Origin of the sequence: Streptomyces sp. GSL17-111, from assembly GCF_037911585.1 — a bacterium.
In the GTDB taxonomy this organism is placed as follows: domain Bacteria; phylum Actinomycetota; class Actinomycetes; order Streptomycetales; family Streptomycetaceae; genus Streptomyces.
Genome location: NZ_JBAJNS010000001.1, coordinates 1,099,341 through 1,112,500, shown reverse-complemented (window position 1 = coordinate 1,112,500; position 13,160 = coordinate 1,099,341). Strand labels below are relative to the sequence as shown.

The 13,160-nt window shown below is 67.0% G+C and carries 3 protein-coding genes, 1 tRNA gene and 2 rRNA genes; 5 read left to right on the top strand and 1 reads right to left on the bottom strand.

Features of this window, described 5'->3' with window-relative positions:
- Positions 1-224: 224 nt before the first annotated feature.
- The 4 genes from V6D49_RS04610 (at position 225) to V6D49_RS04595 (ending at position 4,505) form a co-directional block, all read left to right on the top strand.
- Positions 225-3,351, top strand: a 23S ribosomal RNA gene (locus V6D49_RS04610).
- A 103-nt stretch (positions 3,352-3,454) separates the two neighbouring features.
- A 5S ribosomal RNA gene (gene rrf, locus V6D49_RS04605) occupies positions 3,455-3,571 on the top strand.
- Positions 3,572-3,667: 96 nt separating this feature from the next.
- Complete coding sequence (locus tag V6D49_RS04600) at positions 3,668-4,360, top strand: DegT/DnrJ/EryC1/StrS family aminotransferase (protein WP_340557350.1); 693 nt, start codon at positions 3,668-3,670, stop codon at positions 4,358-4,360.
- A gap of 69 nt (positions 4,361-4,429) precedes the next feature.
- Positions 4,430-4,505 (top strand) — tRNA-Thr (locus V6D49_RS04595).
- Positions 4,506-4,575: 70 nt separating this feature from the next.
- On the opposite strand, the gene V6D49_RS04590 is transcribed toward V6D49_RS04595, so the two are convergent.
- The gene (locus V6D49_RS04590) at positions 4,576-7,200 is read right to left on the bottom strand and encodes a SpoIIE family protein phosphatase (RefSeq protein ID WP_340557348.1); all 2,625 of its coding nucleotides are present in this window, start codon (positions 7,198-7,200) and stop codon (positions 4,576-4,578) included.
- Positions 7,201-7,679: 479 nt separating this feature from the next.
- Here V6D49_RS04590 and V6D49_RS04585 point away from each other — a divergent pair, with 479 nt between their 5' ends.
- Positions 7,680-13,040, top strand: a complete 5,361-nt coding sequence (locus tag V6D49_RS04585; RefSeq protein WP_445330618.1) for a HAMP domain-containing protein — start codon at positions 7,680-7,682, stop codon at positions 13,038-13,040.
- Positions 13,041-13,160: the final 120 nt, after the last annotated feature.

The window sequence follows — 13,160 nt, the reverse complement described above, 5'->3', positions numbered from 1 at the left end:
TCGGCTGGCTGTTTCGGTCTGCTGTTGCTAGTACTGCCTCCTTGTGGGGTGTGGAACGCGCGGTGGTTCGGGGTGGCTGGTTGGGTGCGCTGTTGGGTGTCTGAGGGTGCGGCCGTAAGGCTGTTTGCTCTTGGTGCCGGTCCCAGTGAACTCGGGCTTGTTGGCTTGGGGTGGTGGGTGGCTGGTTGTTGTTTGAGAACTGCACAGTGGACGCGAGCATCTGTGGCCAAGTTTTTAAGGGCGCACGGTGGATGCCTTGGCACCAGGAACCGATGAAGGACGTGGGAGGCCGCGATAGGCCCCGGGGAGCTGTCAACCGAGCTGTGATCCGGGGGTGTCCGAATGGGGAAACCCGGCAGTCGTCATGGGCTGTCACCCGCTGCTGAACGCATAGGCAGTGTGGAGGGAACGCGGGGAAGTGAAACATCTCAGTACCCGCAGGAAGAGAAAACAACCGTGATTCCGGGAGTAGTGGCGAGCGAAACTGGATCAGGCTAAACCGCAGGCGTGTGATACCCGGCAGGGGTTGCGTGTGTGGGGTTGTGGGAGTTCTCTTGATCGGTCTGCCGGCCGGTCGACGAGTGAGAAACCGTATGGATAGGCGAAGGGCATGCGAAAGGCCCGGCGTAGAGGGTAAGACCCCCGTAGCTGAAATCTGTACGGCTCGTTTGAGGACCACCCAAGTAGCATGGGGCCCGAGAAATCCTGTGTGAATCTGGCGGGACCACCCGTTAAGCCTAAATATTCCCTGGTGACCGATAGTGGATAGTACCGTGAGGGAATGGTGAAAAGTACCGCGGGAGCGGAGTGAAATAGTACCTGAAACCGTGTGCCTACAAGCCGTGGGAGCGTCGCACAGGAAAGCTTGCTTTTCTGTGTCGTGACTGCGTGCCTTTTGAAGAATGAGCCTGCGAGTTTGCGGTATGTTGCGAGGTTAACCCGTGTGGGGGAGCCGTAGCGAAAGCGAGTCCTAAGAGGGCGTTTGAGTAGCGTGCCCTAGACCCGAAGCGGAGTGATCTAGCCATGGGCAGGGTGAAGCGGCTGTAAGAGGTCGTGGAGGCCCGAACCCACCAGGGTTGAAAACCTGGGGGATGACCTGTGGTTAGGGGTGAAAGGCCAATCAAACTCCGTGATAGCTGGTTCTCCCCGAAATGCATTTAGGTGCAGCGTCGTGTGTTTCTTGCCGGAGGTAGAGCACTGGATAGGCGATGGGCCTTACCGGGTTACTGACCTTAGCCAAACTCCGAATGCCGGTAAGTGAGAGCACGGCAGTGAGACTGTGGGGGATAAGCTCCATGGTCGAGAGGGAAACAGCCCAGAGCATCGACTAAGGCCCCTAAGCGTGTGCTAAGTGGGAAAGGATGTGGAGTCGCAGAGACAACCAGGAGGTTGGCTTAGAAGCAGCCATCCTTGAAAGAGTGCGTAATAGCTCACTGGTCAAGTGATTCCGCGCCGATAATGTAGCGGGGCTCAAGTACACCGCCGAAGTCGTGTCACTCCAGCATGACGGCTAACGCCGGCTGGGGTGGGTAGGGGAGCGTCGTGTGCCGGGTGAAGCAGCACTGGAAGGTAGTTGTGGACGGTTCACGAGTGAGAATGCAGGCATGAGTAGCGATACAAGAGTGGGAAACTCTTGCGCCGATTGACTAAGGGTTCCTGGGTCAAGCTGATCTGCCCAGGGTAAGTCGGGGCCTAAGGCGAGGCCGACAGGCGTAGTCGATGGATAACCGGTTGATATTCCGGTACCCGCTGTAGAGCGTCCAACACTGAATCTTCTGATGCTAAGGCCGTGAAGCCCCCTGTGCAGTTCTTTGAATTGTGTGGGTGTGGTGGAGCCGCTGACCCGAGGGGGTAGTAGGTGAGTGATGGGGTGACGCAGGAAGGTAGTCCAGCCCGGGCGGTGGTTGTCCCGGGGTAAGGGTGTAGGGCGTTGTGTAGGCAAATCCGCACAACATGTAGCCTGAGACCTGATGCCGAGCCGTTGTGGTGAAGTGGATGATCCTATGCTGTCGAGAAAAGCCTCTAGCGAGTTGTACGGCGGCCCGTACCCTAAACCGACTCAGGTGGTCAGGTAGAGAATACCGAGGCGTTCGGGTGAACTATGGTTAAGGAACTCGGCAAAATGCCCCCGTAACTTCGGGAGAAGGGGGGCCTCTTCTGGTGATGAGTCTTGCACTCTGAGCTGGGGGTGGCCGCAGAGACCAGCGAGAAGCGACTGTTTACTAAAAACACAGGTCCGTGCGAAGCCGTAAGGCGATGTATACGGACTGACGCCTGCCCGGTGCTGGAACGTTAAGGGGACCGGTTAGCTCTGTTTCGACAGGGCGAAGCTGAGAACTTAAGCGCCAGTAAACGGCGGTGGTAACTATAACCATCCTAAGGTAGCGAAATTCCTTGTCGGGTAAGTTCCGACCTGCACGAATGGCGTAACGACTTCTTGACTGTCTCAACCATAGGCCCGGTGAAATTGCAGTACGAGTAAAGATGCTCGTTTCGCGCAGCAGGACGGAAAGACCCCGGGACCTTTACTATAGCTTGATATTGGTGTTCGGTTCGGCTTGTGTAGGATAGGTGGGAGACTGTGAAGTCATCACGCTAGTGGTGGTGGAGTCGTTGTTGAAATACCACTCTGGTCGTGCTGGATGTCTAACCTGGGTCCGTGATCCGGATCAGGGACAGTGTCTGGTGGGTAGTTTAACTGGGGCGGTTGCCTCCTAAAGAGTAACGGAGGCGCCCAAAGGTTCCCTCAGCCTGGTTGGTCATCAGGTGGTGAGTGTAAGTGCACAAGGGAGCTTGACTGTGAGACTGACGGGTCGAGCAGGGACGAAAGTCGGGACTAGTGATCCGGCGGTGGCTTGTGGAAGCGCCGTCGCTCAACGGATAAAAGGTACCCCGGGGATAACAGGCTGATCTTCCCCAAGAGTCCATATCGACGGGATGGTTTGGCACCTCGATGTCGGCTCGTCGCATCCTGGGGCTGGAGTCGGTCCCAAGGGTTGGGCTGTTCGCCCATTAAAGCGGTACGCGAGCTGGGTTTAGAACGTCGTGAGACAGTTCGGTCCCTATCCGCTGTGCGCGTAGGAGTCTTGAGAAGGGCTGTCCCTAGTACGAGAGGACCGGGACGGACGGACCTCTGGTGTGCCAGTTGTTCTGCCAAGGGCATGGCTGGTTGGCTACGTTCGGAAAGGATAACCGCTGAAAGCATCTAAGCGGGAAGCCTGCTTCGAGATGAGGGCTCCCACCCACGTGATGGGTTAAGGCTCCCGGTAGACGACCGGGTTGATAGGCCGGATATGGAAGCCTAGTAATAGGTGGAGTTGACCGGTACTAATAGGCCGAGGGCTTGTCCATAGTTGCTTGCGTCCACTGTGTAGGTTCTGAGACAGCAAACTGTCGAAGCCCGCTCCCTTGCTAAATGGGGGTGTGGGGTTTCCGGTTGTGTGTTTCGTAGTGTTTCGGTGGTTATAGCGTTAGGGGAACGCCCGGTTACATTCCGAACCCGGAAGCTAAGCCTTTCAGCGCCGATGGTACTGCATGCGGGAGTGTGTGGGAGAGTAGGACGCCGCCGAACAAATTGTGGGCCCGGGTCCCTGAACTTCAGTTCAGGGACCCGGGCTTTTTTGCGTTTCGTCACCACACGTTCATGTGCCGTGATGACGATCGCATCATGGGGACCTCAAGGGTAGGCGCAGCGGAGATCCGAGCAGGTGACGAGGTCGTCGTGCCCTCGTTCGGAGGGGAACGGGCGGCCGAGCTCGTGCGGGGGGCGGGTGCTGAGCCGGTCTTCGCGGACATCGACGCCGACAGCTTCTGCCTGGACCCGACGGCTGCGAAGGCCGCCATCTCGTCGCGGACCACGGCTGTGTTCCCCGTAGCCCTCTTCGGGCAGGCACCGGACATGGCCGGCTTCCTCCGACTCGCCGGGCGATGTGGCGTCCAGTTGATCGACCCCGGAGTGGTCGACGACGCAGCACCGCGGCTGCCCGGTTCGGCGCGGCGGCGACAGATCGCGCAGTACTTGAACATGCGGCTGACCGGAGTGGTGACGCCATCGGTGCAGCCCGGCCGCGAACACCTCTTCACGCGCTATGTCGTCCGGGTACCGGGGAACGGCCGTCCGGACCGGGACGCCTTCCGGCAGGCACTGCGGGCACGCGGGATCGTCGGCGAGGTTCCGGTGCCGACGCCGGCTCACCGAACTGCGGCGTTCCGCCAGGCCTGCCTGCTGCCGGAGACGGAGAGGGCCGCTGCGGAGTCGCTGGCGCTGCCGCTGCACGAGGACATGACACGGCGCGAGGTACAGCGACTCGTCTCCGCCTGCAACGCTCTGGGCGGTCTGGTGCTCGAGCCGGCCTGCTGACGATTCATCCGACGATCAGGGGCGGTCGGGAAGCGGTTCGGCGTCGGGTATGATCTATGCCGTCGGCAGGCCCCAATAGCTCAGTCGGCAGAGCGTCTCCATGGTAAGGAGAAGGTCAACGGTTCGATTCCGTTTTGGGGCTCCACGGCGAAGGGCCCCCGCCTCATGCGGGGGCCCTTCGTATGTCCGCAGGTGCACGTCGTGCACCGTGGTGCCTACTCGGGGACGCGCATGGCGAGGATGGCCATGTCGTCGGACGGGGCGTCTGCCGCGAAGCGTTCCACCGCGCGCATGATGCGGGCGGCCACGGCCCCGGCGGTGAGCCCGGTGCACTGGGCGAGGCATTCGGCCAGGCCGTCGTCACCGAGCATGCGCGTGCCCTCCCGGCGTTCGGTGACGCCGTCGGTGACGCACAGGAGGACGTCCCCCGGGTCGAGGGTGAGCGTCTGCTCGTAGAGCTCCAGGTCGTCCATGACGCCCAGCAACGGCTGCGGTTCGGCGGCCGCTTCCACGCTGCCGTCCTGCCGTAGCCGCAGCGGTAGGGGGTGACCGGCGCAGACGACCTTCAGCAGCGCGCCGCCGTCCTCCTGCGGCCACAGCTCTCCGTACAGCAGGGTGAGGAACCGGCTGCGCGAACCCTCGTCGAGGATCGCCGCGTTGAGCCGCTCCAGGACGGCGGGGCCGGTGAAGCCCTCCCGGGCGAGCAGCCGCAGGGCGTGCCGGGCCAGGCCGGTGACGGCGGCCGCTTCGGGGCCGGTGCCGCACACGTCACCGATGGCGAAGCCGTAGGCGCCGTCCCGGATGGGGAACAGGTCGTAGAAGTCACCGCCGACCTCGTTGCCCTCACCGGCGGCGCGGTAGATGACCTCGACCTCCACACCCGGAACCTCGGGCAACTCCGGCGGCAGCAGGCTCCGTTGCAGCGACTGGCTGATGGCGGTGCGCTCCGAGTAGAGCCGTGCGTTGTCAAGGGCGAGTGCGGCCCGTCGGGAGAGGTCCTCGGCGAGTTCGAGGATCTCCTGGCGGAACCGTTCGTCGGCCGGCTTGCCGAGGGTGAGCATGCCGATGACCCGGTTGCGGGCAACGAGGGGGAGGACCACGGTCTCGCCGCCGACGGCGGAGGCGGTGGCCAGGCTCGTCCCCGGCGCGGAGCTGTGTTCATCGCCCAGGCCCAGGCTGCGGAGCGAGGTGCGCAGGGCGGTCGAGTGGGCCGCGTCGCCGGGTGCGCTCCAGCCGCGGGCGCCGGGCGCGAGCAGCGGCTCGGGCGGGTCCACCTTCGACAGGAGGGCCTTGAGCCCGTCGATGCGGTCCTCGTCCTCGTGCAGCACATAGGCGAGTTCGGGGTCGGAGGCCGGATCGGCGATGGTGTAGACGGCGCACCAGGTCGCCAGCGTGGGCACGGTCATCTGTGCCATCAGCGCGAGCGTCTGGTCACGGTCCAGCGTCCCGGCCAGCAGGTCGGAGGCCTCGACGAGGAACGACAGGGAGCCGCGGCGCAGCCGCTCCAGTTCCGTCAGACGGGCCGACTCGACGGCGAGGGCGATCCGGTCGGCAGCGAACTGGAGCCGCAGCGCCTCCTCGTTCGTGTAGCGGCCGGGGCTCTCGGAGGCGACCCCGAGCGAACCGGTCAGCCGCCCCTCCACCTTCAGCGGCACGGTGACCACGGAGCGCATCCCGGTGCCCGTGAGCACCGGCACGGCGCCGGGCACGGCCGTCAGGTCCTCGTGGACGGACGGCATGCGGGCACTTCCGTAACGCCCGGTGCCGGCCTCGACGGGTACGCGGGCGAAGCGCTGCCGGGCGGAGGCGAGCCCGGTGGAGGCGCGAACCTCCAGCTCCGTCTCGTCGTCGGTGGCCAGCAGCAGGTAGGCGGCGTCGGCGTCGAGCATGTCGCGGGCGCGCTCCACGGTGCGCTGGAGCAGTCCGTCGAGATCCTCGGGCGCCGGGGAGCCGATGAAGATCTCGAACGGGTCCGTCGCGCGTTCCCGGCTCTCGCCGGGCCCGCTGCCGGCCTCCGGAGCGGTCGGCCGCTGCGGGGTCTGGAGCACGGCCCGCTCGTGGTCGCGGACGAAGAGGCACACGGTCGAGGGCTCGCCCTCGGCGTCGCGCACCCGCAGGTGGGAGGCGTATACGGGCACGGTGCGGCCGTCGGAGCGGCGGAGTCCGTAGGTGCCCTCCCAACGGGAGAGCAGCAGCGCCTCGGCGATCCCGGTGCCGGTGCCGGGGGTGTGCGGCCAGGCGGCGAAATCGGTGAACGGCTTCCCGGCCACCCGGTCGGCCGGATACCCGGACAGCTCGGCGGCGTCGTCGTTCCAGACGGTCACGGCACCGACGCGGTCGGTCTGGACGACGCCGACGCGGACGCGGTTCTCGGCGACGGGCAGCGCCTCGTCGGGCAGCGCCGGACCGGCGCTGCGGGTGCCGACGGGCCGGTCGGGCAGCTGGAGGCGGAACCAGACACGCTTGTCGGAGGACGTGTAGTCCACGCCCCAGCGCGTCGCGAGGGCGGCGCAGAGCAGCAGGCCGCGGCCCCCCTCGCGATCGGGACCGGGGACGGCGGTGGTGGCGTCCCTGAGGGGAATCTCACGCTCCGGGTATCGGTCGACGACCTCGACGCGCACGCCGTCGCCGTCCCGAAGGCAGAGCACCTCGGCGGAGGTGCCGGCGTGCACGACGGCGTTGGTGACGAGCTCGCTGGTCAGCACCACGGCGTCGTCCACGATGTCGGCCAGGCCCCAGCCCTGCAGGGTGTCGCGCACGAAGCCGCGCGCGGCGGCGACCGACCGCCCCACCGGTTCGAAGGTGGCTGCGGCCCGTGCGGTGATCACTGCGCTCCTCATGGATGTCTCGGTCGTGCGGCTCGTCGGCTCCGCGCCCGTCCGCGGGGTCCGCTGGGCGCCTACGCGACCGGCTTGCCCCAGACCGGCGCTCTGCTTGTCCACCCCGGCGCCCTCTCCTTGCCCGATTGCTGCCCGTTCCCGCGCGGCGGTCGACCCGCGCCGCCGTCGGAGCCAGGTTACTGACGTCGGACGGGCGGACGGGTGCCGGATGCGAGTGTTTCCCCCTGCCGTCACGGTGGCGGGCCGTGTGCGATGCTGCCGAACTGTTATCGCCTCCTCCGGTCGAGGTGAAACACTGGGAAGGTTGGTTCAGGCAGCCGAACGAGAATGGTCGACCCTGCAGGAGGGACGCGGTGGACTCCAGCGGAGCGGCGCGCAGCAGCGCGAGCACGCGACCGAAGGGCGGACGGGCCCGCAGAAGCGGGACCGTCGAAGTGGACAGGGCTGCCCTGGACCGGCTCCGGGTCGCGCTCGTCGCCATGCGCGACGGCAATTTCCGTAAGCGGCTCACTGTCGCGGGTGAGGGACCGATGGCCGAGATCTCGGCCATTTTCAATGAGGTCGCCGATCGCAACCTGCACCTGACGAACGAGCTCAGCCGGGTGCGCCGGGTCGTCGGCCGGGAGGGCCGGCTGACCGAGCGCCTGGCGGCGGGGGCGTGTGAAGGGTCCTGGCTGACGGCCGTGGACGCCTCGAACGCGCTCGTCGACGATCTCGTGCGGCCCGTCTCCGAGGTGGGGCGGGTGCTGAGCGCTGTGGCCGAGGGCGACCTGGGCCAGCGCATGGACCTGCGGGTACAGGGCTCCGACGGTGCGCCGCCGCACGCCCTGCGCGGAGAGTTCCTGAAGGTCGCCCGGACGGTGAACGGGCTGGTGGACCAGTTGTCGGTGTTCACCGACGAGGTCACCCGGGTGGCCAGCGAGGTCGGCACCGAGGGCAAGCTGGGCGGTCAGGCCAAGGTCCGGGGCATGTCCGGCTCCTGGAAGGACCTCACCGACTCCGTCAACACGATGGCGTCCCGGCTGACGGCGCAGGTGCGGGACATCGCCCTGGTGACGACCGCCGTGGCCAAGGGCGACCTCTCGCGCAAGGTCACGGTGCACGTGGCCGGGGAGATGCTGGAGCTGAAGAACACCGTCAACACGATGGTGGACCAGCTCTCCTCCTTCCAGTCCGAGGTGACGCGCGTCGCCCGGGAGGTGGGTACGGAGGGCGAGCTGGGCGGCCAGGCCCGGGTCGAGGGCGTCGGCGGCGTCTGGCAGGACCTCACGGACTCGGTCAACCTGATGGCGGGCAATCTCACCTCCCAGGTGCGGGAGATCGCCCGGGTCACGACCGCCGTCGCCAACGGGGACCTCTCGCAGAAGGTCGCGGTGAACGCGCGCGGCGAGGTCGCGCAGCTCGCCGACACGATCAACACGATGACGGAGACGCTGCGGACGTTCGCCGACGAGGTGACGCGGGCCGCGAGCGAGGTCGGCACCGAGGGCATCCTGGGTGGTCAGGCGCAGGTGCCGGGCGTCGCGGGGACGTGGAAGGACCTGACGGACTCCGTCAACACGGCGTTCCGCAACCTCACCGCGCAGGTACGGGACATCGCGCAGGTGACGACGGCGGTGGCGAACGGTGATCTGTCGCAGAAGGTCACCGTGGACGTGGCCGGGGAGATGCTGGAGCTGAAGAACACCGTCAACACGATGGTCGACCAGCTCTCGTCCTTCGGCGCCGAGGTGACGCGCGTCGCCCGGGAGATCGGCGTCGAGGGTTCGCTCGGCGGCCAGGCGCAGGTGCCGGGCGCCGCCGGGACGTGGAAGGACCTGACGGACTCCGTCAACACGGCGTTCCGCAACCTCACCGGCCAGGTGCGCAACATCGCCCACGTGACGACGGCGGTGGCGAACGGTGATCTGTCGCAGAAGGTCACCGTGGACGTGTCCGGCGAGATGCTGGAGCTGAAGAACACCGTCAACACCATGGTCGACCAGCTCTCCTCGTTCGCGGAGCAGGTCACCCGGATGTCCCGGGACGTGGGGACGGAGGGCCGCCTCGGCGGTCAGGCCCGCGTCGACGGCGTCTCGGGCACCTGGAAGGACCTCACGGACTCCGTCAACTCGATGGCGGGGAACCTCACCGACCAGGTGCGGCAGATCGCGCAGGTCACCACCGCCGTCGCGCGGGGCGACCTGTCGCAGAAGATCCAGGTCGACGCCCGGGGCGAGATCCTGGAGCTGAAGAACACGATCAACACCATGGTCGACCAGCTGTCCGCCTTCGCGGACCAGGTCACCCGGGTGGCCCTGGAGGTGGGCACGGAGGGCCGGCTCGGCGGTCAGGCCCAGGTGCCCGGCGTCGCCGGCGTGTGGCGGGACCTGACCGACTCGGTGAACGGCATGGCCGGGAACCTCACGTCGCAGGTGCGGAACATCTCGCAGGTGGCCACGGCCGTCGCGCGCGGTGACCTGTCGCAGAAGATCACCGTCGACGCCCGGGGCGAGATCCTGGAACTGAAGACGACGATCAACACGATGGTCGACCAGCTGTCGTCCTTCGCGGAGCAGGTGACGCGGGTCGCGCGTGAGGTGGGCACCGAGGGCATCCTCGGCGGTCAGGCGGAGGTGAAGGGCCTCTCCGGTACCTGGAAGGACCTCACCCAGTCGGTGAACGGGATGGCCAACAACCTGACCTCCCAGGTCCGCAACATCGCCGAGGTCACCACCGCCGTCGCCCAGGGCGACCTGTCCAAGAAGATCACCGTGGACGCGAAGGGCGAGATCCTGGAGCTGGTCACCACGGTGAACACGATGGTGGACCAGCTGTCGTCGTTCGCGGAGCAGGTGACGCGGGTCGCGCGCGAGGTGGGCACCGAGGGCAAGCTCGGCGGTCAGGCCCAGGTGCGGGACGTCTCCGGCATCTGGAAGAACCTCACCGACAACGTGAACCTGATGGCGAACAACCTCACCGGTCAGGTGCGGAACATCTCCGAGGTGGCCACCTCGGTCGCCAACGGTGACCTGACGAAGAAGGTCACCGTCGAGGCGAGCGGCGAGGTCGCCCAGCTCGCGGACACCGTCAACACGATGGTGACCACGCTGTCGTCCTTCGCCGCCGAGGTCACCCGGGTGGCCCGAGAGGTGGGCACCGACGGCATCCTGGGCGGTCAGGCCCGCGTTCCGGGCGTCTCGGGCACCTGGAAGGACCTGACCGAGTCGGTGAACTCCATGGCGAACAACCTCACCGGCCAGGTGCGGAACATCGCCCAGGTGACGACGGCCATCGCCAAGGGCGACCTGACCAAGAAGATCGACATCGAGGCGCGCGGCGAGATCCTGGCGCTGAAGACCACGATCAACACCATGGTCGACCAGCTGTCGCTCTTCGCCGAGCAGGTGACCCGGGTGGCCCGTGAGGTGGGCACCGAGGGGATCCTCGGCGGCCAGGCCCGGGTGCGGGACGTGGCGGGCACCTGGAAGGACCTCACCGAGTCCGTGAACGAGATGGCGGGCAACCTGACCCGCCAGGTGCGCGCCATCGCCGAGGTGGCCACCGCCGTCACCCGTGGCGACCACGCGGTGAAGATCGACGTGGACGCGGCCGGCGAGATCATGGAGCTCCAGGGCTACCTCAACGAGATGATCCGCAACCTGCGCGAGACGACGCTCGCCAACCGCGAACAGGACTGGCTCAAGGGCAACCTGGCGCGCATCTCCGGCCTGATGCAGGGCCGCCGCGACCTCAAGGACGTGGCGCAGCTCATCATGAGCGAGCTGGCTCCGGCCGTCTCCGCGCAGCACGGTGCGTTCTTCCTCGCGGTGCCCAGGGGGCCGGAGGCGGAGAAGGCGGGCGTCGGCGAGGGCGACGGTGACTACGAGCTGCGGCTCCTCGGCCACTACGGCTACGCGCCGGGCACGATGCCCACGACGTTCTCACCGGGTGAGTCGCTCGTCGGGACGGCCGCCGCGGAGAAGCGCACCATCATCATGGAGAACGTGCCGCCGGGCTACCTCAAGATCACCTCGGGGCTGGGCGAGGCGCCGGCGGCCGACGTCATCCTCATGCCGGTCGTCTTCGAGGGGGAGGTGCTCGGCGTCGTCGAGCTGGCGGCGTTCCAGCCCTTCACCCAGATCCAGAAGGACTTCCTCAGCCAGATCGCCGAGATGATCGCCACGAGCGTCAACACCATCAGCGTCAACACCAAGACAGAGGTGCTGCTCCAGCAGTCCCAGGAGCTGGCCGAGCAGTTGCAGGAGCGCTCCGGGGAGCTGGAGAGCCGGCAGAAGGCGCTGGAGAAGTCCAACGCGCAGCTGGAGGAGAAGGCCGAACAGCTGGCGCAGACCAACCGCGCGGTGGAGATCAAGAACTCCGAGATCGAGCAGGCCCGGCAGGTCCTGGAGGAGCGCGCCGAGCAGCTGGCCGTCTCGATGCGGTACAAGTCCGAGTTCCTGGCGAACATGTCGCACGAACTGCGCACGCCGCTGAACTCGCTGCTGATCCTGGCCAAGCTGCTGGCCGACAACGGGGAGGGCAACCTCAACCCCAAGCAGGTGGAGTTCGCCGAGACGATCCACAGCGCCGGCTCGGACCTCCTCCAGCTGATCAACGACATCCTCGACCTGTCGAAGGTCGAGGCGGGCAAGATGGACGTCAGCCCGACGCGGATCGCGCTGGTGCAGCTCGTCGACTACGTCGAGGCGCACTTCCGCCCGCTGACGGCGGAGAAGAACCTCGACTTCTCCGTGCGCGTCTCGCCCGAGCTGCCGCCCACCCTGCACACGGACGAGCAGCGGCTCCTCCAGGTGCTGCGGAACCTGCTGTCGAACGCGGTGAAGTTCACCGACACCGGTGCCGTGGAGCTGGTCATCCGCGCCGCGCGCAAGGACGTGCCGGTCGCGATCCGCGAGCAGATGCTGGAGCAGGGCGCTCTGCGGGACGCCGACGCCGAGCTGATCGCCTTCTCGGTGACGGACACCGGCATCGGCATCGCGCAGAGCAAGATGCGGGTGATCTTCGAGGCGTTCAAGCAGGCGGACGGCACGACGAGCCGCAAGTACGGCGGGACGGGACTCGGGCTGTCGATCAGCCGCGAGATCGCCAGACTGCTCGGCGGCGAGATCGACGCCACCAGCGAGCCCGGCCGCGGGTCGACGTTCACCCTGTACCTGCCGCTCCACCCGACGGAGCTGCCGCCGCCGCGCTTCGAGCAGCCCGACGGTGCGCCGCTGGCCCTGCCCGGCCTGCCCGAGCCGGGCGTCCTCGCGCCGTCCGCACGCCCCGCGCCGCAGCCCGCGCTGCCGGCCTCTCCTCCCGGCCCGGCCGACGGCGTCGCGCCCGAGGCTCCCGTCGCGCCGCCGCAGCCGTCCGCCGCCGAGCCGTTCGGGCCGCCGACCGGGTCCGTCGCCGACGGGCCGGAGCGGGTGCAGGACGGCCCGCCGCAGCGGCGTCCGGCACCGGTGGACCCGAGCCGCTTCGAGGGCCGGAAGGTGCTGATCGTCGACGACGACGTCCGGAACGTGTTCGCGCTCACCAGCGTGCTGGAGCAGAACGGGCTGCAGGTGCTGTACGCGGAGAACGGCCGGGAGGGCATCGAGGTGCTGGAGCAGCACGACGACGTCGCCCTGGTGCTGATGGACATCATGATGCCGGAGATGGACGGCTACGCCACGACGCAGGCGATCCGCCGCATGCCGCAGTTCGCGGGGCTGCCGATCATCGCGCTCACCGCCAAGGCGATGAAGGGGGACCGCGAGAAGAGCATCGAGGCGGGGGCGTCCGACCACGTCACCAAGCCGGTCGACCCGGACCACCTGCTCGCCGTCATGGACGACTGGATGCGTGCGGGCTGATATGCGGCTCTTCGCCCCGGCCGTGTATGTTGACTGACTGTGGCCGGTTCCGGAGGGAACTGCGCTATTCGGGAACCTTCCGGTCGGGTGGGGCGTTGCCGGTGCGTGCACAGTGACATT